The organism is Ginsengibacter sp., assembly GCF_057362405.1.
Genome location: NZ_JBMQQG010000115.1, coordinates 1 through 24727 on the forward strand (window position 1 = coordinate 1; position 24727 = coordinate 24727).

At 38.0% G+C, this 24727-nt stretch carries 26 protein-coding genes; 20 read left to right on the forward strand and 6 right to left on the reverse strand.

From position 1 onward, the window contains the following. Positions 1-222 precede the first annotated feature (222 nt). On the reverse strand, positions 223-1341 hold the full coding sequence (gene rlmN, locus ACO1O5_RS09770) for a dual-specificity RNA methyltransferase RlmN (RefSeq protein ID WP_486269706.1): 1119 nt from the start codon (positions 1339-1341) through the stop codon (positions 223-225). Between the two features lie 60 nt (positions 1342-1401). Between rlmN and ACO1O5_RS09775 the strand changes: the two genes are divergently transcribed. Further along, positions 1402-2601 (forward strand): thiolase family protein, encoded by a 1200-nt coding sequence (locus ACO1O5_RS09775; protein WP_486269708.1) that lies wholly within the window; start codon positions 1402-1404, stop codon positions 2599-2601. Between the two features lie 20 nt (positions 2602-2621). On the opposite strand, the gene ACO1O5_RS09780 is transcribed toward ACO1O5_RS09775, so the two are convergent. The 5 genes from ACO1O5_RS09780 to hisS all read right to left on the reverse strand — a co-directional run bounded on the left by ACO1O5_RS09780 (position 2622) and on the right by hisS (position 8405). Further along, a complete protein-coding gene (locus ACO1O5_RS09780) occupies positions 2622-3215 on the reverse strand; it encodes a transposase (protein WP_486269710.1) in 594 nt (197 codons plus the stop codon). Between the two features lie 37 nt (positions 3216-3252). Further along, positions 3253-4440 carry an FtsX-like permease family protein gene (locus ACO1O5_RS09785; protein WP_486269711.1) on the reverse strand — a complete coding sequence of 396 codons (1188 nt, stop codon included), beginning with the start codon at positions 4438-4440 and terminating at the stop codon, positions 3253-3255. 94 nt (positions 4441-4534) lie between these two features. Continuing rightward, entirely contained in the window at positions 4535-5176 is a 642-nt protein-coding gene (locus ACO1O5_RS09790) for an ATP-binding cassette domain-containing protein (protein WP_486269713.1), read from the reverse strand. A gap of 36 nt (positions 5177-5212) precedes the next feature. Next, complete coding sequence (locus ACO1O5_RS09795) at positions 5213-6919, reverse strand: DUF4836 family protein (protein ID WP_486269715.1); 1707 nt, start codon at positions 6917-6919, stop codon at positions 5213-5215. 118 nt (positions 6920-7037) lie between these two features. Next, positions 7038-8405 (reverse strand): histidine--tRNA ligase, encoded by a 1368-nt coding sequence (gene hisS, locus ACO1O5_RS09800; RefSeq protein WP_486269717.1) that lies wholly within the window; start codon positions 8403-8405, stop codon positions 7038-7040. 235 nt (positions 8406-8640) lie between these two features. Between hisS and ACO1O5_RS09805 the strand changes: the two genes are divergently transcribed. The 19 genes from ACO1O5_RS09805 to ACO1O5_RS09895 all read left to right on the forward strand — a co-directional run. After that, complete coding sequence (locus tag ACO1O5_RS09805) at positions 8641-9270, forward strand: hypothetical protein (RefSeq protein WP_486269718.1); 630 nt, start codon at positions 8641-8643, stop codon at positions 9268-9270. Then, the gene (locus tag ACO1O5_RS09810; protein WP_486269750.1) at positions 9267-9455 is read left to right on the forward strand and encodes an energy transducer TonB; all 189 of its coding nucleotides are present in this window, start codon (positions 9267-9269) and stop codon (positions 9453-9455) included. Before ACO1O5_RS09805 ends, ACO1O5_RS09810 begins: the two co-directional genes overlap by 4 nt. A gap of 93 nt (positions 9456-9548) precedes the next feature. Then, complete coding sequence (locus ACO1O5_RS09815; RefSeq protein ID WP_486269720.1) at positions 9549-9803, forward strand: hypothetical protein; 255 nt, start codon at positions 9549-9551, stop codon at positions 9801-9803. Further along, positions 9800-10735: a PstS family phosphate ABC transporter substrate-binding protein gene (locus ACO1O5_RS09820; protein WP_486269722.1), complete on the forward strand. Its 936-nt coding sequence runs from the start codon at positions 9800-9802 to the stop codon at positions 10733-10735. Before ACO1O5_RS09815 ends, ACO1O5_RS09820 begins: the two co-directional genes overlap by 4 nt. Before the next feature lie 40 nt (positions 10736-10775). Continuing rightward, on the forward strand, positions 10776-12476 hold the full coding sequence (locus ACO1O5_RS09825; protein ID WP_486269724.1) for a tetratricopeptide repeat protein: 1701 nt from the start codon (positions 10776-10778) through the stop codon (positions 12474-12476). A gap of 182 nt (positions 12477-12658) precedes the next feature. Further along, on the forward strand, positions 12659-13060 hold the full coding sequence (locus ACO1O5_RS09830) for an NADH-quinone oxidoreductase subunit A (protein WP_486269726.1): 402 nt from the start codon (positions 12659-12661) through the stop codon (positions 13058-13060). Positions 13061-13133: 73 nt separating this feature from the next. Then, positions 13134-13718 carry an NADH-quinone oxidoreductase subunit B gene (locus ACO1O5_RS09835; protein WP_486269728.1) on the forward strand — a complete coding sequence of 195 codons (585 nt, stop codon included), beginning with the start codon at positions 13134-13136 and terminating at the stop codon, positions 13716-13718. A 58-nt stretch (positions 13719-13776) separates the two neighbouring features. After that, positions 13777-14283 carry an NADH-quinone oxidoreductase subunit C gene (locus tag ACO1O5_RS09840; RefSeq protein ID WP_486269729.1) on the forward strand — a complete coding sequence of 169 codons (507 nt, stop codon included), beginning with the start codon at positions 13777-13779 and terminating at the stop codon, positions 14281-14283. 90 nt (positions 14284-14373) lie between these two features. Continuing rightward, the gene (locus ACO1O5_RS09845) at positions 14374-15603 is read left to right on the forward strand and encodes an NADH-quinone oxidoreductase subunit D (protein ID WP_486269731.1); all 1230 of its coding nucleotides are present in this window, start codon (positions 14374-14376) and stop codon (positions 15601-15603) included. A 39-nt stretch (positions 15604-15642) separates the two neighbouring features. Continuing rightward, entirely contained in the window at positions 15643-16140 is a 498-nt protein-coding gene (locus ACO1O5_RS09850; protein ID WP_486269733.1) for an NADH-quinone oxidoreductase subunit NuoE family protein, read from the forward strand. Positions 16141-16174: 34 nt separating this feature from the next. Then, a complete protein-coding gene (locus ACO1O5_RS09855) occupies positions 16175-16579 on the forward strand; it encodes a VOC family protein (protein WP_486269735.1) in 405 nt (134 codons plus the stop codon). Between the two features lie 8 nt (positions 16580-16587). Further along, entirely contained in the window at positions 16588-17937 is a 1350-nt protein-coding gene (gene nuoF / locus ACO1O5_RS09860; protein WP_486269736.1) for an NADH-quinone oxidoreductase subunit NuoF, read from the forward strand. Positions 17938-17967: 30 nt separating this feature from the next. Beyond that, a complete protein-coding gene (locus ACO1O5_RS09865) occupies positions 17968-19164 on the forward strand; it encodes an NADH-quinone oxidoreductase subunit G (protein ID WP_486269737.1) in 1197 nt (398 codons plus the stop codon). Positions 19165-19248: 84 nt separating this feature from the next. Then, positions 19249-20316 (forward strand): NADH-quinone oxidoreductase subunit NuoH, encoded by a 1068-nt coding sequence (nuoH, locus tag ACO1O5_RS09870; RefSeq protein ID WP_486269739.1) that lies wholly within the window; start codon positions 19249-19251, stop codon positions 20314-20316. Positions 20317-20427: 111 nt separating this feature from the next. Beyond that, complete coding sequence (nuoI, locus tag ACO1O5_RS09875; RefSeq protein ID WP_486269740.1) at positions 20428-20994, forward strand: NADH-quinone oxidoreductase subunit NuoI; 567 nt, start codon at positions 20428-20430, stop codon at positions 20992-20994. Positions 20995-21040: 46 nt separating this feature from the next. Then, a complete protein-coding gene (locus tag ACO1O5_RS09880; protein WP_486269742.1) occupies positions 21041-21553 on the forward strand; it encodes an NADH-quinone oxidoreductase subunit J family protein in 513 nt (170 codons plus the stop codon). Between the two features lie 2 nt (positions 21554-21555). Beyond that, on the forward strand, positions 21556-21882 hold the full coding sequence (gene nuoK / locus ACO1O5_RS09885; RefSeq protein WP_486269744.1) for an NADH-quinone oxidoreductase subunit NuoK: 327 nt from the start codon (positions 21556-21558) through the stop codon (positions 21880-21882). Between the two features lie 50 nt (positions 21883-21932). Then, the gene (gene nuoL, locus ACO1O5_RS09890) at positions 21933-23861 is read left to right on the forward strand and encodes an NADH-quinone oxidoreductase subunit L (RefSeq protein WP_486269746.1); all 1929 of its coding nucleotides are present in this window, start codon (positions 21933-21935) and stop codon (positions 23859-23861) included. A gap of 5 nt (positions 23862-23866) precedes the next feature. Next, positions 23867-24727: complex I subunit 4 family protein (locus ACO1O5_RS09895; protein ID WP_486269748.1), on the forward strand; the 861-nt coding region annotated here is incomplete at its 3' end.

Sequence of the window (24727 nt, forward strand, 5' to 3'; positions counted from 1 at the left end):
CCTTGCCCGTGCGGGTGCATTTTTGTATTCTGTTGATCTGGCGATGCTTTCGCGGGGTTATCGGGTGATTGTGCATTAGCGCCTACAGCTATTATTGTAAATGCTGATAAGGCAATCAAATATTTTTTCATGTGTATATTGTTTATTTAATAATAGCAATATAGAGCTGCTACTATACCGTTGGTTTAATAGTTGGAAATAATAAATTGTTAAAGAGGAAAATCAATTAATGGAGGCAGCCTCAAGATTTTTATTAGCAAGCTGCCCACAGGCAGCATCAATATCTTTACCGCGGCTTATCCTGAGCCTCACGTTTACGCGGTGTGCGGCGAGGTAGTCCATAAATTTCTGGGTGGCATCTTTGTCGGGCTTAACAAACGATGCCTTATCAATAGGATTGTACTCAATAATATTTACGAGATGAACAGGAACTCTTTTGTAAATCTTTATAAGATCATCTGCATCCTGGATGGAGTCGTTTTCTCCTTTGAATAAAATGTATTCGAAAGTGATATCGTTTTTGGTTTTTTCGTAAAAATAATTAAGTGCCTCAATCAATGCCTTAATGTTATTGGTTTCATTAATGGGCATTATCTCGTTTCTTTTTTTATCATTTGCTGCATGAAGCGATAAGGCCAGATTAAATTTAACACCATCATCGCCCAATTGCCTTATCATTTTAGCCACACCCGCAGTTGAAACAGTTATTCGTCGTGAACCCATGCCCAGTCCATCATGCGCTGTAATGCGCTCTATGGCTTTCAATACATTTTTATAATTCAGCAACGGCTCGCCCATTCCCATAAAAACGATGTTGCTTAATTTTTTCCCATAGGTTTTTTCAGCCATTTGGTTTAGTAAAACAACTTCATCATATATTTCATCAAAATGAAGATTTCGTTTCCTATCCATATAACCAGTCGCACAAAATTTACAACTAAGGCTACAGCCTACCTGCGATGAAACACAAGCGGTTTGCCGGTCCTCCACAGGAATAAGAACGCCTTCCACCAAATGCCCGTCAAAAGTTTTAAACCTTGTTTTTACCGTTCCGTCGCTGCTGTATTGCGAGGCATCGGTCTTAATTACCGGCAAAGAAAAATTGCCTGATAGATGTTGTCTAAGCTCTTTACTCAGGTTTGTCATGTCTTCAAAACTAGTTGCATGTTTTTGCCAAAGCCATTCCCAAACTTGCTTCGCCCTGAACTTCTTTTCATTAATAGTTGCAAAATATGCCGTGAGTTCATCCAAAGAAAGTGTCCTTATATTTTTATTAGAGTCCATTACGCAAAGATAGCTATTGTGGAGATGGATAAAGGAGTCTGCATATAATTTGGCCAATTGTAAATTGGCTAAGTTTTAAGCTAACCGTTATCTTGCAGAATTATTAAAATGATGGATATGGAAACTGTGTATGTTATTGATGCGCTAAGAACAGCCATAGGCAGGTATGGCGGCGCTTTAAGCACTATTCGGCCTGACGATTTACTGGCTTATGTAATGGAAGCTTTGTTAAAGAGAAATGGCAAAATAGATGTAAACGATATTGAAGATGTTATTGCGGGAGATACTAACCAGGCTGGAGAAGATAATCGCAATGTAGCCCGCATGTCGGCGTTGCTTGCGGGTTTGCCTGTTTCAGTTCCGGGCAATACAGTAAACCGGTTGTGCGCAAGTGGGTTACAGGCAATAATGGATGCTGCCCGCGCTATTATGTGCGGAGATGGTGATCTCTTCCTGGCCGGTGGTGTAGAAAGTATGACGAGAGCTCCTTTTGTGATGAGCAAGGCAGATGGCGCTTTCAGCCGACGGTCAGAAATATATGATACAACAATCGGATGGCGATTTCCTAACAAAAAGCTTACTGATAAATACTATCCCTATTCAATGGGCGAAACAGCAGAAAATGTGGCAAAGCAATGGAAGATTTCCAGGCATGCGCAAGATGAATTCGCCCTGGCAAGTCAGCTAAAATATTTTGAGGCGCTTGCAGCCGGTAAATGGAAAGATGAGATTGTTCCTGTTGAAATCACCCCCAATAAAACAGAGCAAATAATTTTTGATAAGGATGAACACCCAAGAAAAACTTCTTTGGAAAAGCTTTCACAACTTAGGCCTGCATTTGTAAAAGAGGGGACGGTAACTGCCGGAAATTCATCAGGCATAAATGATGGCGCTGCTATGCTGTTGCTGGCCAACGAGAGCATGGTAAAAAAATACAACCTTAAACCATTGGCGAAAATAATTAGTATGGCTGTTGCAGGGGTTGATCCGGCAATTATGGGTATTGGACCAGTACCTGCCACAAAAAAAGCATTACATCGTGCAGGGCTAACCGTTAGTGATATTGATTTGATAGAACTGAACGAGGCGTTTGCTTCGCAATCCATTGCGTGTATTCATGAACTTGGGCTCGACCTGGAGAAGGTAAATGTAAACGGCGGCGCCATATCCCTTGGTCATCCCCTTGGATGCACCGGCGCACGAATTTCGACTACATTATTATATGAAATGAAAAGAAGGGGTGTGCATTATGGGCTTGCCACGATGTGTGTGGGCGTAGGGCAAGGCGCTGCTATGATTTTTGAAAATGTTTTGTAGGGACGCGATGCATGGCGTCGCTACAAAAAAAATTTATCGTCCTTCCAATTTTGGGGATTGGTTTTGATATAATTTGAAATACGGATTAATTCATCATGGTTGCGGATAATATGATCATGAAACCTTGCCTGCCAACCGAAATCTATATTTAATTTTTTCGATGCCGTGGTTACCGCTGATTTGAAACCACGGATAATAGAACCTAAATTTTTTGATTGCGGTCCGAATTTATTGGTAGAGACGCCATGCGTGGCGTCTTTTTCTTTTGGAGGCGTTGTATATGAGACGCCATGCGTGGCGTCTCTACGGGTTACGCCAAATTGGGTATTAAATCTATTCTCTCCAACTATAATAATAGCGTGAAAATGGTTGGGCATTGTTATGAATTCCCCTAATTCCAAATTCATATCAGGCCGTATTTCCGGTGTCTTTTCCCATTCGCAGTTTACACTTAATCCTAATTCATTCAAAATCATTTCATCGTTTTCTATTTCTCCAAAATAGTGGTTCCTGTCTTTCGTACAGATAGTAATAAAATATAATCCAGGCGATCCGTAATCCCAATTTTGCAAGCGTGCAGATGGTATCCGATATTTATTTTTGAATTTATCCATTTGTATTGTGTCTGTAGGGACGCGATGCATCGCGTCTCTACAAAATCTTATTCAATTCCTTCGTTACCAACCGCGAATTAATATATGCTGTTAACAGCAATAATAAAATCGCAATTAACCAAACACTCCAGTGAAGCAAATACGAAAGATCTCCCTGGCCTACGAATGAAAGCCGAAGAAATAATAAATGTAGAAGTTGGGTAAAAATCAAGGCGCCGAGAATAATGAACAAGTAAACAGGTAACCAGGTTTTAGCAACACTATTAGCGAGCCAACGCGGTGAATAACCTAACGTAAGCAATAAACGCAGATTGTCTTTGCTCCTGGCGATCAATAATTGAAGATAAAATGAAAAGAGCATCAATGCCATCACGATTACAAGTATACCAAACACACCTAATGCACTCACAATATTTTGCAGAATACTTTTTACCCGGCCAAACTTTACTTTGTCTTTGTTAAGGTGATAATCCTGCTGGTCCAAAAATGAAAGAAGCTTTGGGTCGTTTGCATCTTTTGTTTTTATATAAACTCTGGAAACACGGGCTGTAGTATCTCCGATGAAATGAAGGTTGCCCCAGTTCATAAAAGATTTGGGAACAAGCAATGAGTTGATGCGATCGCTTAGTGCAACAATATTGCCCCTGAAATTTAAGGTTCCATTTGGGCCCGAACATTCTAAAATAATATTCACAGAAGAAAGCGTTTGCTCAGACAGTTGCGGCAACCCTTGCGCCGGAGCAAATACATTATATATTTCTAAAAAATCGGATGAAAAAATTATCGGCACAACCGGTTGTCCGGGTTGCCACGTAAACGAAGGGGGAAGTGTGTCTATAAAACCGTTGTCGATACTTTCCAAAAAAAGATCGGTGCTGAAAGGAATAACGTCACCTGCCGTGGCTCGCACACGAAATTGATTAGAAATTAACGGAGAGATAGCATCTATAGCGGGATTAGTTTTAAGTTTCGTTAAATCAGTGTTAGTAAAACTATTATCCTTCCCCATATTGTCATTGGTGATGTTTTTAGAGATGGAAATAAAATCATAACCATTTTTACGCGGACTGCTTTCTTTCAGTAACTGCTGAATGTTGATAAACATTTGCAGGGAAACCAATAAAAGCAATACACCTATTCCCAATCCAAAATAGCCAAGCCATTTGGAAAATTTATTTTTACCTGAAATAATTAAAGGCTGTATATTTTTATATGATAAATCCATTCTTATGTATGATGTACTGAGTTTGATGTGCGATGTTTAGCTCTCTTTAAGTCTTTATCGGTTTTATCAATTCGATTATAAAGCAATTCGATCATTACAGCATCAACACCTTTTCTCCTTTTAAAAAATCAAGTTCCTTTAAGTCTGCAAATATCATAGCGGCATTACGTTGTTCACACTCTTCATAAATAAGTTCTGTTGCTTTCTTCCTGTTTACTTCATCAAGGTGACTATACGGTTCATCTAACAATATAAAATCAAATGGTTGCATTAAAGAACGAATGATAGCTATGCGTTGCTGCTCGCCATAGCTGCATTTTTTTACCTGTTGATTTAACTTAGTTTCAATGCCGAGCTTCTTTGCCATATCATCAATTTTTTCTTTTGGATGATAGGGTTCTAAAATTCTTTTTATTTCGATATTTTCTTTTGCAGTATGGTCGTCAAACAATTTTAAATCCTGAAAAATGATGCTTATTTTATGTTGACGAAAAGAAGAAAAGCTTTCCGTAGAAAGCTTTTTAATATCTGTTGTATCATAAGAAATGGTACCTGCGTAATCTTTTCTTAGACCATAAATAAAATGAATTAAAGAAGTTTTGCCAGTGCCTGATGGTGCAACAATATGCAGGTGTTCACCTTTTTTGATTATTATTTCTTGGCCCCATATCTGCGATCCGCTAATGTTTTTTTTATCAATATAACCAGGTACAATTTCCTGCAGTTTTATCTGCATAATTTCAGCTTCTTTTATTAAATAGAATTCAATAAGTTATTTATGTCCTACCGTATCAATCGGCGGAGGCATCATTAAAGAATCAGTGCTGTTCAGTCCGGATTTTTCCTTATCACTTTTTTCCTTCATGACTTTTGCAATCGAATCAAAGTAGTGATTCAATTGTTTCAGGCTATTTGTATTTTGGTCAATCAAATTAATCTCGGTATGCCCCGTTAGCGCACCATCCTTGAAGTCGCCAGTGGTTACATAAATATTATTCCACAAGTTGAGACTAGCATCCATAATTTCTTTATGATCAGGGTCATCCATTTTTTCAGTGGATAGAGCCGCAAGTATTTTATGAATGTCTATATACGCACCGACAGAATGGCCACTTATTTTGTCTACAAAATCGTATTTGTTATTTGCATTTCCTGCCAGGTAATCGTTTAGAAAATGTTGATGATTCGTAATTGCGAATACCTTATCGTTTTGGCCGTATGCGATTGACGTATCATTTCTTCCCATCTCACCACTAATTGTTTTACCGGCATCCACCAGCTTTTGAAAGCTTGCTTTGTCGCCTATTGACACGGAGAACAAAACATTAAAATCAGGTTTGGTAAATGCAGGCATTGTTGAATCGGCAGAAGACTCTTTCTTCACACTCAAATCAGTGAAAGCAAGCAAAAGATCTCCTTTGTTGGCTTTTACGAAATCGTCCAGATTAAATCCAATTTTATCGGAATATGAATTCAGCATCCCATCCATACCAATTAATTTAATAAGGTCTTTTATTGCTTCAGGTTTGTAGTTCATCGCCAGCATTCCCAATACATTCTGTGAAGGAATGTTTTTAATCATATCTGTATTGATGCTTCCGCCGCTGTATTTTTTCAGAAAATCACTAAACTCTTTTCCCGCATAACCTTTGTGATCTATATCGATTTTTCCATTGTCGAAGTTTACCGTGTAAGTACTAACGTTATCTTTGAAAAACACATCAAGTTTTAGCATACCAAGCATTCCGAGCGAAGAAGAACTCTTCATAATTTCTTCGCTGTTTATCCATGTACGTATATCACCTTTTTCTTTAAGAAGATTTGAGAATTTTTCATTCTCTGCCAGGCTGCTATCCGACTTTAGCGAGAATATATTTTTACAAACTGTAGCGAGACTCGCACTTTTATCTACTAATGGTGCTACGTTACTTTGGTTGTATGCGCCATTGTTCATCGGATTAAATCTTGATTTTGCCTCACCCGCGTCAAAAGCATAAACAAAATGTTTATCGTTCCATGCAACCACCGCCTGATCATGTAAGGTCAGCATATTTAAATCCCCATCTTTCTTAACAGTTGCGGACGAATCCATAGTTTTATTAAATGTCGCAAAATCATCACCATTTTTAATATTTCCTTCTAGAACCAATTCGCCATCAGAACCTGTATTTTTTGCAACAAAGAAAATAAGACTGCCATCTAAATCGATTCCTGTTTTCTCAGGATTATCGAGGATTTGTTTTACTTGCGTTGCCGCCGCTCCATGTCTTTCCTCTAAATGCGCATTAAGTTGGCCATACCAGTAAGATTGTTTTATATCATCCCACGTAAGTTTTTCTTTAAGAGATTTTGTATCAAGCTGAACGACAAACATTGCATTTTTGGGTATCATTTTACCCTCTTCATTTTTTTTCTTGCAGGAAGAAAATAAAAAGGCAGCTCCGATAAACAATAGCGTAAGCCTCAAAAAAGATTTCATAATAATAGTTTTAAAATTTTTAATTCGGTATTTATAAAAAGACGGTCGCAATAATTTTAGAAAAACTAATTCATTTTTTTATTAATGTCAAATTTTAAAGAAAGTAACCTGTTTTAATTCAAAAATATGAGGAAAGGTTTTGTAGCGGGATGGTTTGTTGTTCACCTTTGGAAAGGTCCTTTATAACACAGGTTTTTTCTTCCAATTCCCTGGAGCCTATAATTACTGCAAAGGGTATATTTTTTTTTGAAGCGTATTTAAATTGCTTATCCATTTTTACGTTTTCATAAAACAGCTCGCAACTTATGCCATTATTCCTCAGAGATTGCATTTCTTTAAAGGCTATTCCCGATTCCTTTTCACCAAGATTGAAAAATAATACCTGTGTTGATTTATTTATTTCTTCGGGAAATATATTTAACTCAGTCATCACATCATAAATGCGATCTACGCCAAAACTAATGCCTACGCCGGGAATATTTGGTACGTCAAATAAGCCGGTAAGGTCATCATAACGCCCGCCTCCGCCAATGCTTCCGATTTCAACAGCGCGGGCCGTTACTTCATAAATAATTCCGGTATAATAATTAAGACCTCTTGCAAGGGTAAAATCAAACATTATTGAGGTCGCGGAATCGTGATCTACTTTGTTTATGTAACCAAGAATTGCTTTCAATTCTGCAATTCCCTCTTTCCCGGTTTCGGTGCCATCTAGTAGGGTCGTTGCTTTCAGAAGCTTCTCTTCGTTGGATCCGTCAATTTTGAGATAGGTTTCAATAATCGAAATCTGTTGGGCCGATAAATTATTTTCTGCCAACTCTAGTTTCACCTTGTCAATCCCTATTTTATCCAGTTTATCGATTGCAACTGTAATGGCATTCATCTTATCAATTCCTCCACATACTTCAGCAAGTGCGGCTAATATTTTACGACTATTAATTTTTACGTCTACTTGAATTTTCAATCTCTTAAAAACCTGCAAGTAAATTAATGCGAGTTCTGCATCGCTTACTAAAGAATTTGTTCCGGCTACATCTGCGTCGCATTGATAAAACTCACGGTATCTTCCTTTCTGTGGCCTGTCGGCCCGCCACACAGGTTGCATTTGGTAGCGTTTAAACGGCATCGTTAGTTTGCCATAGTTCATAGAAACATAACGGGCAAAGGGAATAGTAAGATCATAGCGAAGCGCCCTTTCTGTAATAGTTTTATCATTTTTTCCGGAAAGAATATTTTCAAAGCCTTTTTGAGTCTCTTCTTTTTTAGAAGGATTGTCTAGCCCGTTGTTTAATATTTTAAAAATTAGCTTATCACCTTCATCACCATATTTCCCCATTAGTGTTTCAAGGTTTTCCATAGCCGGCGTTTCCAATGGTTCAAAACCATATAGCTCAAAAACTTCTTTAATTGTATTAAGAATAAATTGCCTTTTGCGAATTGTTTCGGCATTAAAGTCCCGTGTGCCCTGTGGTAATGATGGTTTCATTTTTTGCCTTTGCCGGAAGATTTAATTTTTAAGCCGCAAAAATATGGTATTCAATTTTACCTACTGACATATCTGGCTATTGATTGATTTACTCATTCAGTAAAAAAACCCAAATATTTTTTAAATGCATTTATGAAAAGAAAGTAATCGTGCATCTTACCTGAAACGGTACTGGATTTTTAAGGAATAAATATTTTAAACCGGCAATGCGTTGCATTTCTGCAAAAAAATAATAATGAACCAGTCTGCCATTTTACAAAGTAACTTATTGGATATTATTTTTGAAAACCGAAATAAAGATTATGGCGCATACACGCTGAGAAGATCATATAGTAAGCGTTTATCCATTGCTTTACTTTCAATGGTGACATCGACTTTATTGCTTTGCTTATTACTTTTAAATAGATCGGCGACAGTTCCGAATATGCATACCACCCTTATTGCAACTCCGGAAATAAAAACATCTGATTACGATCTGTTTTCAAAAGCAAAATCCAAAGTTGCTGTCAACCGTATTCTTTCAAAAAAAGCTAATCGATTGGACTTGCCTCCGCGAATTGTAGATTCAATTAATATTAACAATTTCCCTGCAACACCTATCGAAACAACGCCGTCTTTAATCTCAGCTAATAGTTCAGGCATTAGTTATGAACCCGGAGGTACAGGGAATGGTAACATTTCCATTAAAGGCCTTCCTGCTGTAGATGCGGAATTAGCCGAATCAAGAATTAATAAACATAGTCCAGTATATATTGCTGAAATTATGCCCCAATATCCGGGAGGAAAGAGGGCCCTGCTTGATTTTCTAAAAAAAATCTTCAGTCGCCCGGGGATATTGAGGGTGAAGAGGTATCGGTTAAAATAAAGTTTGTCGTAAATTATGATGGAAAGCTTGGAGGTTTTGATGTGATAAAATCGGGTGGTATTACTTTTGATAATGAGGTATTGAAAGTTTTGAAGAAAATGCCGTTGTGGATCCCGGGAAAAAGTAATGGCGAAAATGTGTGGGTGTATTACGTGGTGCCGGTAAAGTTTACAAGTGAATTTTAAAAATATTTGGATAAATATTTGTTATGTCAAGTTTTTTAAATGCATTTTCTTCATTTTATTTTATCTTGCCACCGGTGGGGTTAAATTTAGAGTATGAGTCTTGAAGAATTTGAAAATACCGAAGATAAGAGAACGAGGCGTTATATTTTGATGAAAAGTATAATGGATTTTGGCATGGGATTTTTATATGTTGGCGTTGGAATTTTTATAATTTTTTCTAAACAACTTCATTTTAGTAATAATTTTACCGAGAGTACCACGGCAAAAATTTTTGCAGGATTAATTATTATTTATGGAGCATGGAGGTTTTACAGGGGAATTAAAAAAGATTATTTTAGAGAAAGATGATAAGAACTTTAATAAATGGCCAGATGAACTGGGCGCTGGTAATTGCTGCGTTTGCTGTTATTCTGTTTTCAGGGTGCTCAGGTGGTCATGTACGAACGGATCTTGATACCACCAACAGCGGCACGATACATATAAGTGTTGATGAGTCTTTTAAACCGGTCATTGATTCGCAGATACAGGTTTTTGAAGCCCTATATCCAAAAGCAAAAATTATTGCTGACTATAAACCAGAGGCTGAGTGTTTTAAAGATTTAATAAAAGACAGCACCAGGATGATCATAGTAACTAGGGGTCTTACAGACGAGGAAGAGAAATTTTATAAAGACAGTTTGTCGTTCTATCCGGCTTATGACAAAGTTGCACTTGATGCGGTTGCGGTTATTGTCAATAATAATGATCCTGACTCGCTTTTTACCATGGATCAGATTCGTGGCATCTTGAGTGGTACGACGGGTGATAAACAATTGGCGGTTTTTGATGGGTTAAGGGAAACGAGTACGGTTCGATACGCTATTGATTCTATTTTAAAAGGAAAACCGTTTGATTCGAAAAAAGTATTCGCTGAGAAGAATAGTATTGGAGTTATAAATTATGTTGCCGACCATACAAATGCGCTGGGTTTTGTAGGGGTAAGCTGGATAGGAAATAAGGAAGACACTTCTCAGACGACTTTTTTGAAAAAGGTGAGAATTGCCGCAATTGGATGTAATTGCCCGGAACAAACTTATGTAAAACCCTACCAGGCTAATATCGCTAAAAGGCGTTATCCAATGGTGAGGGGGTTGTATTATATTTTGAAAGAAAATTATAATGGACTTGGAGGGGGATTTGCAAATTTTCTGACTTATGAAAAGGGACAACTGATTTTTATGAGGTCGTATTTATGGCCTGCAAAAATGAATTTTACCATACGTTCGGCAACATTAAATTGAAAATATAAGTAATTAATCTAAATCTAGTAAAATGCGAAAAATGAAACAATTCTTCCTGTTATCTTCTTTTATTTTTTTGGGAAACACTTTATTTGCCCAGAGCATTGATGAGGGTAAAAAATTTTTAGACTATGAGAGGTATACTAGTGCGCAGAACGTATTTAGCAAATTGGTAGCAGCAAATCCCAATGATATAGAAGCGGTGTATTGGTTGGGTCAAACTTATATAAAGAATGGCGATAACCCCGATACAGCCGCAGCCAAAGCATTGTATCAAAAAGCCCTGCAGGCAAATCCTAACACGCCCCTGTTAATGGTTGGTATGGGAGAAATTGCTTTGATGGAAGGTCAAAAAGAAGATGCCCGAAATAAATTTGAGGCAGCGATGAGTATTCCTAAGAAAAAGGAGTTGCCTGAAATACAGGAAGCCGTTGGCCGTGCAAATATAGATACAAAAAGTGGTGACCCGGTGTATGCAATTGGCTTATTAAACCAGGCAGCTGATAAGGATAAAAAAAATCCTGAAGTACAAATATTATTGGGTGATGCTTATAGAAAGATGATTGACGGAGCCAATGCCACAACTTCATATACTAAGGCGCTAGAACTGGATCCTAAAAGTGCGAGAGCCGATTTTATGATTGGCCGAATTTATGAAACCCAGGGATATGGCCAGGAACCAATTTATATGAAGTATTATAACGCAGCAATTGCAGCTGACCCCAATTTTGCCCCTGTTTATTATTGGCTGTATAACTATTATTATGAGCGTGATGTAAATAAATCCAGGGAATATCTTAATAAATACATTGCTGTAGCTGATCCTGATTCAAAGAACTGCTATGCGGAAGCTTCTCTTTTGTATGTTTCCAGGTTATACCAGCAGGCAATTGCTAAATCCGATGAGTGCATTACAACCGGTGGAACAAAAGTATATCCAAACGTTTATGGTTTAAAAGCCTATTCTTACGACAAACTTGGTGATTCAATAAATGCTAAAAAATATTTTGACGAATTTTTTGCAAAAGTAAATCCGGATAAAATAGGGCCAAATGACTACGCAACTTACGGTAAGGTTCTTTTAAAAATTCCTGCTAAAGGTTCAATGGATCAGGTACATAATGATTCTCTCGCTTCTATATATATTGATAAAGCTGTTGCGCTTGACACAGTTCCTGCAAACAAATTAGATTATTTAAAATCCACTGCTGAAAGCCTTATTGCAGCAAAAAAATATGCTGACGCGGGTAAATGGTACGCGAAAATATTAAAGCTTAAGCCTGATTATGGCAAAGTGGATCTGTATTATGCAGGTTACAATGATTATCGTGGCGGTGACTATGTAAGCGCAGATTCGATCTGGGCTTTATATACGCAAAAATATCCGGAGGACATTTTTGGGTGGTATATGAAGGCTCATGCCGAGGAAGGAATAGATTCTACCGGTATTAACGGCCTGGCAAAGCCTTCTTATGAAAAAGTAATATCTATTGCTGATACATCCGCAGAAAAGGACAAAGTAAGAGCCAATGAAATTACCGGTTACAGGTATATGGTGGCTTATCAATATAATGTAAAACATAATAAAGATTCTGCACTTTATTTTAATAGTAAGATTCTTGAATTAGATCCTAACGATACGCAGGCGCAAACAAATGACAAAGCTTTAAGAGCGTTGCCATCCCAGCCATCTCAGCCCGCCAAGGCTTCGAAGGGCGATTCTCCTCCTGCAAAAAAATAAAAGAGAGCCTCAAAATAAATGAATGCCCCGCACTATTATAGCGGGGCATTTTATTTTTCTCAACAGACTTGAACTGCCAGTCTTTTGTTTTTAAATTTATTATAACCTGGGTATTTAGGCCCTTACAATCGATATGGAAAATTGGATAGCCTGTTGTATTTTTGCAAATAATCTTTTTATAATTGATACAGCATTTTTTTTTGCAAGCCGCTTCACCCGGCAATAGCACATTAGATTATCTCCCTATCGGCATTCAGTTAATATTTGCAATTGTTTTGGTTGGAGGAATAATGGTATTAACTCATGTATTCGGTCCAAAAAGAAAGACATCCGAGAAACTGGAAAATTTTGAGAGTGGTATTGAAGGACATGGAAATGCACGACGCCCCATGGCAATTAAATATTTTTTAATTGCAATTTTATTTGTCTTGTTTGACGTAGAGGTTATTTTTTTCTATCCATATGCAATTAATTTTCGTGAATTAGGCTGGCACGGATTTCTTGCTATCGTAATGTTCGTCGCCTTCTTTTTAAGCGGCTTTATTTATATAATTAAGAAAGGTGCATTGCATTGGGAAGAATAAATGATTTTTCCAATTTTTTGTTTGATAAGAGACGATGAAGTTGTAACGTTTTTTTAAATTTAAATGAAAAACTATGGCCCGCCCGGTTCAATATAATATTACTAACAAACATGTAGAAGCTCCTATTGCACTGGCAAATGCTCCCGAGGGGCTTACAGGTGAAGGATTTTTTGCAACCAAGTTGAGCGATGTAGTAGGACTTGCGAGGAAAAACTCTATTTGGCCTTTACCCTTTGCTACCAGTTGTTGCGGCATTGAGTTTATGGCACTTATGGCCTCCCATTACGATCTTGCCCGCTTTGGTTCAGAGAGGGTGAGTTTCTCGCCCAGGCAATGTGATCTTTTAATGGTGATGGGCACTATTGCAAAGAAAATGGCGCCCATTGTAAAACAGGTTTATCTTCAAATGGCTGAACCCCGTTGGGTTTTAGCGATGGGAGCCTGTGCAAGTAGCGGTGGTATTTTCGATTCCTATTCAGTCCTGCAGGGAATAGACCAAATTATTCCGGTAGATGTTTATGTGCCAGGGTGCCCTCCAAGGCCCGAAGCTGTATTAGACGGCTTTATAAAAGTTCAGGACCTTGTAGGAAAAGAAAATTTAAGACGCAGGAATTCTGAGAGGTATAAAGAATTGATGAATAGCTATGGCATTCAATAAATGTAAAATTATTAACCGGATCTATCATTTTTGAGTTTTGCATTTTGAATTTTAAATTATGGCATTAACCAACGAAACAATCAGGCAACAACTAACAGAAAGATTTGGCGGGGAAATTTATGACTGGAGCGAGCCTTATGGAATGCTGACTTTCACTTCGCACAAAGACTTAAATCTTAAAGTGCTGCAGTATCTTTTCGATGATCCCACTCTTCAGTTTAGATTTCTTACCGACATCTGCGCTGTTCACTATCCTGAAAAAAAGGGTGAAGAACTAGCAGTCGTTTATCACCTTCATAATCTCGTTGAAAATATTCGCATACGTTTTAAAGTATTTGCTGACGTTAATAAACCGGATGTATTTAGTGCTACTGCACTTTATGCTGCTGCCAATTGGATGGAAAGGGAAACCTATGATTTTTACGGCATAAATTTTATTGGGCATCCCAATCTTGTGAGAATTTTAAATGCTGATGAAATGGATTACTTTCCTATGCGAAAAGAATATCCGTTAGAAGAGCAAACAAGAGTGGATAAAGATGACGAGATGTTTGGAAGAGATTAGATTATTTCAAAATTGAATAATGAATAGTTTTTTGATACATATACTTTCTAAATTTTATAAACGCTATTTGTGAGATTGACAAATTGAAATATGCACGATACAAAAGAACATATAAAACTTCCTGAACACTCTCTTGAAAAGAAAACAACTACTTTAAATCTTGGTCCTACCCATCCATCAACACATGGTGTTTTTCAAAATGTTGTTGAGTTGGATGGTGAGCGTGTTGTAAGTGCAGAGCAAACTGTTGGCTACATCCACAGGGCCTTTGAGAAAATTGCGGAACACCGTCCACTATACCAAATCACACCCCTTACTGATCGCTTGAATTATTGTTCGTCACCTATTAATAATATGGGATGGCATATTTGCTGCGAAAGATTATTAAAGGTAAAAACTCCAAAGCGTGTAGATTATTTACGAATAATTATTATGGAATTGGCCCGCATCTCTGATCATCTTATATGCAATTCTATTGTTGGTGTTGACTCGGGAGCCTATACGGGCTTTCTCTACGTAATGCAATCCCGTGAACATATTTATGAAATCTATGAAGAAATATGCGGTTCTCGTTTAACAACTAACATTGGCCGCATTGGCGGTTTCGAAAGAAACTTTACCAACGAAGCTTTTACAAAACTGGAAAAGTTTATAAAGGAATGGCCGGTTGTTCTTGAAGAATTTGAAAATCTCTTTAATAGGAACAGGATATTTATGGATCGAACCATTGATGTAGGTCCCATAAGTGCAGAACGAGCCTTGAATTATGGATTTACAGGGCCTAACCTGCGTGCAGCCGGGGTAGATTATGATGTGCGTGTGCACCAACCTTATAGCAGTTATGAAGATTTTGATTTTACCATTCCGGTAGGCACCACAGGTGATTGTTATGACAGGTTCCTTGTAAGAAACCAGGAGATGTGGCAAAGTCTTAAATTGATCAAAGACGCTTATCAAAAGATACAGGAGTTCAAAGGGAAAGATGCTGAAGTTTTTCACGCAGATGTTCCTGAATATTATCTACCTGATAAGAAGGATGTGTATACTAAAATGGAAGCACTTATTTATCATTTTAAAATAGTGATGGGCGAAATCGACATGCCGGCAGGTGAAATTTATTCTTCCGTTGAAGGAGCAAATGGTGAACTTGGTTTTTATTTAATAAGCGATGGAGGCAGAGCACCGTACAGGCTACATTTCAGACGGCCATGTTTTATTTATTACCAGGCCTATTCAGAATTAACCAAAGGAGGCATGTTAAGTGATGCCATTATCACCATGAGTAGTCTAAATTTAATCGCGGGTGAAATGGATGCGTGATTTGCGTAAAAAATAAGTTTGATTTTAATATAATAAACGATGATTTTTTCTGAAGAACAATTAAATCAAGTTAATGCGATAATAAAACGTTACCCGGAGGGGAAACAAAAAAGCGCTATACTTCCCATATTGCATATAGCTCAGCAACAGGGTGGAGGTTGGTTAGATGTATCTTCAATGGATTATGTGGCTTCTTTATTAAATATCAAACCTATTGAGGTGTACGAAGTGGCGACATTCTATTCAATGTTGAATACGAAGCCTGTAGGTAAATATGTTTTTGAAGTTTGTCAAACAGGGCCTTGCATGCTAAATGGCAGCGATGACATCATAAACTATATCGAAAATAAATTATCAATTAAAAGGGGCGAAACAACTGCCGATGGATTGTTTACTTTAAAAGTTGTAGAATGTTTGGGGGCGTGCGGGTATGCGCCCATGATGCAGTTTGGAAAAACATATCGTGAACATCTGACAAAAGAAAAAGTGGATAGCATCATTGAAGAATGTATAGCAAGGGCAGCGGCGAATAATTAGAATAAATTTATTTGAACACAGAATAAAAAATTTCATGAAACTTGTTCCATATCTACATTTTCCAGGCAATGCAAGAGATGCACTCAACTTTTACAAAGATTCTTTGGGCGGGGAAATAGTTCAGTTAGGTACTTACGGCGAAAGCCCGATGCCAAGCGACGAAGACTATAAAGATAAGGTGTTGCATGGAAGACTTGTCTTTGATGGAAATATGATAATGGTTTCAGATGTTTTTAAAGGTCAATCGGTTTCAACGGATGGAAATATTCAGTTATCAGTAGACGTAGATAATGAAAGTAAATTGGATGAAGTGTTTAATAGAATGGCAGAAGGCGGAAAAGTTACGATGCCTTTGGCTGATCAATTCTGGGGAGCAAAATTTGGAATGCTCCAGGATAAATTTGGCGTTAATTGGATGTTTAATTGTGAGAAGAAATAATCAGTAGCATGTCAAAAAAATTATTATTAGATAAAGTAAACATACCGGGCATCAAAGGCTTCGAGGTGTATAGGCGTGAAGGTGGTTATAAGAGTGTTGAAAAAGCTTTGACGATGCAGACGGGTGATATTGTGGAAGAAGTTAAAAGGAGTGGGCTGAGGGGCCGCGGTGGTGCAGGTTTCCCGACAGGGATGAAATGGAGTTTCCTGGCGAAGCCGGAAGGAGTTGCAAGATATCTTGTGTGCAATGCAGATGAAAGCGAACCCGGAACTTTCAAGGACAGGTATTTAATGGAATTTATTCCGCATCTTTTGATAGAAGGAATGATCGTCTCCTCATATGCGTTAGGAAGCAATGTTTCGTATATCTATATCCGTGGGGAATATGATTGGGTAAGCGATATTCTTGAAAATGCAATTGCAGAAGCAAAACAAAATGGATTTCTTGGTAACAATATTTTAGGAAGCGGATTTAACTGTGAATTATATGTTCATCGCGGAGCAGGCGCTTATATCTGCGGAGAAGAAACGGCTCTGCTCGAGAGTTTGGAAGGTAAGAGAGGATTGCCTAGAATTAAACCTCCTTTCCCTGCGGTAAAAGGAGTTTGGGGATGTCCAACAGTTGTAAATAACGTAGAGACAATCGCTGCCATTGTTCCTATTATTAATGATGGCGGTGAAGCGTACTCGAAAATTGGCGTTGGAAGATCTACGGGAACAAAATTAATTTCAGCATGTGGCAATATAAATAAGCCGGGTGTTTATGAAATTGATATGACTATATCTGTGGAAGAATTTATTTACAGTGATGAATATTGTGGTGGTATACCCAATGGGAAGAAATTGAAGGCGTGTATTCCCGGCGGTTCATCAGTACCTATTTTACCTGCCAATCTTCTTTTGAAAACTGCTAAAGGCGAGCCGAGAATAATGAATTATGAAAGTCTCGCGGACGGTGGTTTTGCAACTGGCAGCATGATGGGTTCGGGCGGTTTTATTGTACTTGATGAAGATCAGTGCGTAGTAAAGCACACACTTACTTTAGCAAGATTTTATCATCACGAAAGTTGCGGCCAATGTTCACCATGCCGTGAAGGTACTGGCTGGATGGAAAAGATTCTGCAAAAAATTGATAACGGAAAAGGTGAGATGAAGGATATTGATTTGCTTTGGGATATTCAACGAAAAATTGAAGGCAACACCATTTGCCCGTTGGGAGATGCGGCAGCATGGCCTGTGGCAGCGGCTATCAGGCATTTTAGGGATGAGTTTGAATGGCACGTGTTGAATCCGGATGAATGTTTAAAAAGAAATTACGGATTGGCGCACTATGCTGATCCTTTGGAAGTGGCAGTTTAATTAGTGAAAAATTAAAACCGAAAATGGAGAATGGCTGACGAACAAAAATTATTTAAAATAACGGTAGATAATATCACTATTGATGTTCCGGCAGGAACGTCAATTTTGAATGCTGCCCGCATGATAGGGCATGAAGTAGCGCCGCCGGCTATGTGCTATTATAGTAAATTGAAAGATAGTGGTGGTAAATGCAGGACCTGCTTGGTAGAAGTAGCAGCAGGCTCAACTGCCGACCCAAGGCCAATGCCTAAATTGGTAGCATCTTGCAGGACTAATGTAATGGACGGTATGATCGTGAAAAATGTAACAAGCGAAAAAGTGCAGGATGCGAGAAAGGGAGTTGTTGAATTTTTATTAATTAATCATCCGTTAGATTGCCCGGTTTGCGACCAGGCAGGTGAATGTCATTTACAGGATTTGGGTTACGAACATGGAGCAGTTCAAACACGTTACGAATTCAAACGTCGCACCTTCGTGAGAGAAGACATCGGACCTTACATTCAACTACACATGACACGTTGCATTTTATGCTATCGTTGTGTGTATGTCGCAGATCAACTTACTGATAACCGTGTGCACGGTATTCTTGACAGGGGTGATCATTCAGATATTTCTACCTACATTTCAAAAGCAATTGAAAATGATTTCAGTGGTAATATGATTGATGTTTGCCCCGTTGGTGCACTTACTGACAGAACATTCAGATTTAAAAACCGTGTATGGTTTTTGAAACCCATGGATGCGCATCGCGACTGCGATAAATGCTGTGGTAGAGTTACGTTATGGAACCGTGGAGACGAAGTGTATAGGGTAACGGCACGAAAAGATCAATGGGGCGAAGTGCAAAGTGATGAAACAGGTAAAGCAATGTGGATCTGTAATACCTGTCGTTTCGACAAGAAGAAAACATCAGATTGGGTAATTGAAAGGCCGACTAATATAAACAGGCATTCAGTTATTTCGGCCAATCATTACCAGGTAAAAGTTATGCCTCACGATCCGCTCGATAAGTTATTAAATGGAAGAAGTCCGTTGTTATTAATGGACATTCATGAAGAAAGTAAAGTAAACCAGCAGGATGTACATTTGGACGAATTATTTGGACCGGCAACCGGAAAAACCTTTAATGGTGAACCTTTTGCAACGGGCCATAACGTAACAGATATTAAAGAGGGAGTAAAGGAAAATTCAGCGGGAGCAGATTCGACTAATACGGGGGCTCATTGAATTTTTTTAAATTAAGATTAATAACAGAACAGGCTTTGAATATTTTGAACCCGCCTGCAGTGAGCAGGTTTTACATTTTCGTTTATGCACTTATTAGCCATTGATTGGGTTGTATTTACTGAGAAACTCATACTTATCGTCGTTGTCGTAAGCGCCTCTCTGCTCATCGCTATGTATTCTACTTATGCTGAACGTAAAGTAGCTGCTATAATCCAGGACAGACGAGGGCCGAACCGTGCAGGCCCTTTTGGAATTTTACAACCGGTAGCGGATGGTATAAAATTATTTTTTAAAGAGGAAATTATTCCAAAATACTCGTCAAAATTTCTTTTCATTCTTGGGCCAAGTATTGCGATGCTGACAGCAATAATGATTGGTGCGGTAATTCCCTGGGGAAATAAAATTCATCTTTTTAACCGGGACATTTCATTGCAAATAGCAGATGTAAACATTGGCATCTTGTATGTTTTTGGAATAGTGAGCCTTGGCGTTTATGGCATAATGATCGGCGGCTGGGCAAGCAATAATAAATTCTCTTTGTTGGGTGCCATGAGAGCAGCTTCGTCAATAATAAGCTACGAACTTGCTATGGGCATCACCCTTATTGCGCTGTTAATGCTTTCAGGAACCTTAAGCCTTAGAACGATGGTTGATCAGCAGATGGATCATTGGTGGTATATTTTTAAACAACCATTGGGTTTTTTAATCTTCCTGGTTTGTGCTTTTGCTGAAACAAACCGCACACCTTTCGATTTATCTGAAGCAGAAAATGAATTGATTGGAGGTTATCATTCAGAATATTCGTCTATGAAATTAGGTTTCTATTTATTTGCTGAATACGTAAATATGTTCCTGAGCAGTGCTGTAATGGTTACTTTATTTTTTGGCGGATATGATATTCCTTTTGTGAATGATCATAACCTGGTTAATTCAATTGGCATCAATGGAGCAGCAGTAGCGCAGGGATTTGTTTTTTTTATAAAAATAGTTGGGTTCCTCTTTTTGTTTATGTGGGTGCGTTGGACGATACCGCGATTCAGGTATGATCAATTGATGAACCTGGGCTGGAAGATATTACTACCGTTAGCATTATTTAATATGCTCGTGACAGGTGCCATTATTTTATTGCATCAAAATAATTGGCATTTCTAAAGGAGTATATAAAAATCAATTTTAAATGAAGTGCACTTATAAATTAAAATATACTTTTGCGGACAATAAATTTAAACTTGTTTACAGCAGGAATAAAAGAAGGAGGTTTTTATGCAGGCATTAACTAGCAGGGTAAAACCTGTTGACAGGAGAAAAATGAACGCCTGGGAAAGAATGTATTTACCTGAAATTCTCAGGGGCATGTTCATTACTTTTAAACACATCTTCAGAAAAAAAGTTACTATAAATTATCCGGAACAAACAAGGCCTTTCAGTCCTGTTTTTCGTGGTTTACAAATTTTAAACAGGGATGAAGAGGGCCGTGAGAATTGCACCGCATGCGGTTTATGTGCAGTTGCCTGCCCGGCGGAAGCTATAACTATGGAAGCAGCCGAGCGTCAACCGGGCGAAGAGCATTTATATAAAGAAGAAAAATATGCAGCCAAATACGAGATCAATATGCTGCGCTGTATATTTTGTGGTTTATGCGAAGAGGCATGTCCTAAAGATGCTGTTTATTTAAGTGAAACTTTTGCGCCTGCTAATTATCAGCGTAAGGGATTTATTTATGGGAAAAAAGATTTGTTAATCCCTCATCCTAAAGAAGATCCGGAAGCTTATGCAAAAGCAAAAGGCAGCCGTAAGTTGCATCCTGAAGGACATGGAAATGAGAAGTGATGCGATAAACAATTGATAATAGACAACAAGCAATAGAAGCGAATACATGGCAACTACGCAAATTTTATTCTGGTTTTTATCTGCACTCGCGGTAGTGGGAGCCATTGGAGTTATTTCCAGCAAGAATCCATTGTATGGAGTTCTGTGGCTCATTATAGTTTTCTTCGCAATTTCAGGTCATTATGTTTTGATGAATGCACAGTTTCTTGCCATCGTAAATATTATCGTATATGCGGGGGCAATCATGGTGCTCTTTACTTTCGTAGTTATGTTCATAGATTTAAATGAACATCCGGAAATTCCAAAAAATATATATATAAAAATATCAGGACTAATTGCCAGCTTATGTTTAATGATTGTATTAGTCGCTGCACTGTCTCACTCCCCGGCCAATAAAATTCAAATGCGGTTCGGGACTGATGTTGGGCTGATTAAATACCTGGGAAGAACTCTATTTAACGATTATGTTGTTCCGTTTGAAATAAGCAGTGTATTATTTTTAAGTGCAATGGTGGGTGCGGTTATTATTGGTAAGAAAGAAAAAGAACTAAAAGCTTAAGTATGCAAATTGAAGGATACATCATTTTATCAATTGCTTTATTTTGTATAGGAGTTGCAGGGGCCCTTACACGTCGCAATGCAATTATTGTGTTTATGTGCATTGAGCTTATGCTGAATTCGGTTAATTTATTATTGGTTGCATTTTCCAAAATGCATCTTGGAGATGCGGTACCCAATGCCATGTCGGCAATCAACGCACAAATATTTGTTTTCTTTATTATGATAGTGGCCGCTGCCGAAGTGAGTGTGGGGCTTGCTATAATTGTAATGATGTACCGGAATACAAAATCTATTGATATTAATTTTTTAAACAGGCTTAAAAACTAATAAAGGATATAATAATTTAGTTTTCTTTTCATTTTATACCGGCTGTATTTATGATGAATATAATTGATGAAGCTTATTTAATTCCCTTACTGCCTTTTCTTGGCTTCCTGGTTAACGGACTTGGAAGAAAAGTTATCCCAAAAAAAGTTACGGGAATTATAGGAAGTGGTGTAATATTTATTTCTTTTTGTTTAAGCATACTAATATTTACTGTTGTTTCGAAAGAAGGGTTTACCGCTGAACATATCACTTATTTTTCTTTCATTGATATAGAGAAACTTAAGATTCCATTTGAATTTCAGATAGATCAGCTCACCTCAATTTTCCTTCTTATTATTACCGGCGTTGGGTTTTTAATTCATGTTTATTCCACTTCATACATGAAAGATGAAGATAATGCTGGGTATGCCAGGTATTTTTCATTCCTTAATTTATTCGTATTCTCCATGTTGCTGTTGGTAATGGGTGGCAACTATGTAATTATGTTTATTGGTTGGGAAGGAGTAGGCTTATGTTCTTATTTATTGATTGGTTTCTGGTTTAAGAATAACGACTATAACAATGCCGCTAAAAAGGCATTCATTATGAATCGCATTGGCGATTTCGGTTTTATATTGGGTATTTTTTGGTTGATCAATGCTTTCGGAACTACTTCTTACGAAAACCTTTTTAATAATCACACAGGCATATTATCCGTTATAACAGGAAAAGGGTCTCCCGTATTAACGGGGATAAGTTTGTTGCTTTTTGTGGGAGCAATGGGCAAGAGCGCCCAGATTCCATTATACACATGGCTACCCGACGCAATGGCCGGTCCTACTCCTGTTTCCGCATTAATACATGCCGCTACTATGGTTACTGCGGGCATATATATGATCGCACGGAGCAATATCATTTACTCAATGGCGCCGTTTACCATGTCGTTTGTTGCCATTATAGGTTTAGCTACCGCAATATTTGCGGCAGTAATTGCTTTGCGGCAAAATGATATTAAGAAAGTGTTGGCATATTCCACCGTTAGCCAGTTGGGATATATGTTTCTTGGTTTAGGAGTTGGTTCCTATTCCGGCGCTGTATTTCATGTAATGACACACGCATTTTTTAAAGCACTTTTGTTTCTTGGGGCAGGCTCCGTTATACATGCAATGGGTGGTGAACAGGATATAAATAAAATGGGTGGTCTTGGTAAAAAAATGAAGATCACTTATGTAACATTTTTTATTGCATGTCTCGCAATTGCTGGCATACCGCCATTTGCAGGCTTCTTTTCAAAAGATGAAATTTTGGCGGCAGCATTTTCGGTAAATCCGTTGTTATATTTTATTGGCGTTGCCGGTGCATTGCTCACTGCATTTTATATGTTTCGTTTGGTGTCATTAACTTTTGCCGGAAAGTTTCGTGGTACCGAGGATCAATTGCATCATTTACATGAAAGCCCCGGTGCGATGACGTTTCCACTTGTTTGTCTTGCGGTATTATCGGTTGTAGGCGGTCTCGTTGGTGTTCCTGAAATATTTATGAAGAATGGTAATAAACTGGGTGATTTTTTATCGCCTGTTTTTGCTGAGTCTAATAAAATTTTGGTAACGAATGCAACATCGTCTCAAACTGAACTCATTCTGATGGGTGTATCATCTGTTCTTATCATTATTGTATGTGTGTGGGCATGGCATAAATACAAGAATTTCGATGGAACTACAAAAGAAGCAGGCGCCTTTGCAAGAGCCATTCAAAATAAATTTTACGTGGACGAGATATATGATTCTATTGTTGTAAAGCCATTTAAAGCATTTTCACGCTTTTTAAGTAATGTAATTGAAAAGTCCGGAATTGATGCGCTGGTAAATGGAGTAGGAAAGGGAATCAATTACTCCGGCAGGCAAATACGTTTATTGCAAAGTGGATTCGTCGGTAGCTATATATTATTGATGGTAGTTGGCTTATTAGTATTGTTAATTATTCAATTGTTTACAAAATAAAATTAATGCTGGGCAATTATTATACATTTCCTGAATTACTGCTTTGGATTCCTTTGCTCACGGGCGTTATGGTCTTTTTTTTAAAAGACAGCAAAACCATTAAAGGTTTTGCTTTGGTTTCTTCACTTATAACTTTAGTTATTTCCATAATCAGTTTGCGTTATTCTGATGTAGCACATCATCCTGAATATTTTGCTTACAATAATGTGAGCTATGTATGGATGCCTTATCTCGGAGCCAGTTTTAGTGTCGGCCTCGATGGGATGGGATTTCTTCTTACTTTTTTAACTGCATTTACTTTCCCATTAATATTTGCAGCTACTCATAAACGTGAGTATGCCAATGCCAACGTTTATTATGGACTGATGTTGTTAGCCCAGGCAGGCATCACCGGTGTTTTTGTTGCCACCGATGCTTTGGTATTCTACTTTTTCTGGGAGCTGGCATTAATACCTATGTATTTTCTTTGCAGCCGGTGGGGTGGGGAGTTTAGAATTAGAGTAACATTCAAATTTTTTGTTTATACGTTTATCAGTTCATTGCTAATGCTGATCGGTATTATGTTTATATACCTGCATACCCCGGCAGTATCAACTTTAAGCGATCATTCTTTTTACCTGAAATCATTTTATAATGCCACATTGACTCCGGCGCAACAGAATGGATTATTCTGGTTATTCTTTGTTGCGTTTGCAGTGAAAATGCCCATCTTCCCTTTTCATTCCTGGCAACCCGATTTGTATGAGCAATCACCCGATTCTTCTGTAATGGTGTTGAGCGGCATAATGGTAAAGATGGGAATATTTGGAATGTTGCGCTGGCTCTTGCCAATCTTCCCGGATGCGGTGGGAAAATATCAAACACTC